Below are 1,038 nucleotides of genomic sequence, written 5' to 3'. Positions count from 1 at the left end.
TCGATGCCCTTGGTCAGCTTCGAGATCGTCTGCGCGGTCACCTCGCCCTCGACCTTGGCGATGTACACCTTGGTGACGCCGAAGGACGGGTGAGCGAGCACGTGCGCGAGGTCGCCGTCGTTCGTCAGCACCAGCAGTCCGCTCGTCTCCGCGTCCAGCCTGCCGACGTTGTACAGGCGCTCCTCGTAGTCGTCGGTGAAGACGCGCAGATCCGGTCGACCGTTCTCATCGCGCATGCTGCTGACCACTCCGGTCGGCTTGTTCAGCATCACGTAGCGCTTCGACACATCGAGCTGCACGGCCGTGCCGTCGACGTCGATGAGGTCGGTCTCAGGGTCGACGCGACGGCCGAGCTCGGTGACGGTCTCGCCGTTCACGCGGATGCGTCCTTCGACGATGTACTGCTCGATGACTCGCCGGGAGGCCACGCCTGCCGCCGACAGCACCTTCTGCAGGCGGATGCCCTCTGGTGTCTCGAAGCCGCTCATCGGATGGTCCCTTCGTCGAAACTGGAATTCTGTAGGTCTGCGGGCCGAACCGAGGTCACCGGATGGTCCCCTCGTCGAAGCCGTCCGCGCCGTCGTCGAGCAGCGGAGAGATCGGCGGCAGGTCATCGAGCGAGTTGATGCCCAGATGCTGCAGCAGTGCATCGGTGGTGCCGTAGTTGATCGCACCGGTCTCGGAGTCCGCGAACAGCTCGGTGATGAGACCGCGTGCGAGCAGAGTGCGCACGACCGAATCGACGTTGACCGCGCGGATCGACGCGACCTGACTGCGCGTGACCGGCTGCTTGTAGGCGATCACGGCGAGAGTCTCGAGCGCTGCCTGCGACAGACGGGCAGGAGCCTGACCGCCGACGAACTCGGCGACCACGTCGTCATGGTCCTCCCGCACGTAGAGGCGCCACCCGCCGCCGACCTCGCGCAGCTCGCAGCCGCGACGAGGACCCTGCCCCTTGCCGTCGTCGTCGTCGACCAGGGTCTCGATCGTCTGGCGCCCCGCCGCGACCGGCCAGCCGACCGCAGCCGCGAGTGCGAC

General features: G+C 67.1%; 2 protein-coding genes. Both read right to left on the bottom strand.

The genetic code is table 11. The annotated features are described in order from the left end of the window. The coding region (locus tag J7E68_RS19085; protein WP_251049176.1) for a pseudouridine synthase at positions 1-488 on the bottom strand (488 nt) is incomplete at its 3' end. A gap of 55 nt (positions 489-543) precedes the next feature. Then, the coding region (scpB, locus tag J7E68_RS19080; protein ID WP_215175116.1) for an SMC-Scp complex subunit ScpB at positions 544-1,038 on the bottom strand (495 nt) is incomplete at its 5' end.

Source organism: Microbacterium sp. ISL-103 (assembly GCF_018613995.1).
GTDB lineage: Bacteria > Actinomycetota > Actinomycetes > Actinomycetales > Microbacteriaceae > Microbacterium.
Note: the sequence above shows the minus strand (reverse complement) of the source record. Positions and strands in the feature narration are given on the sequence as shown.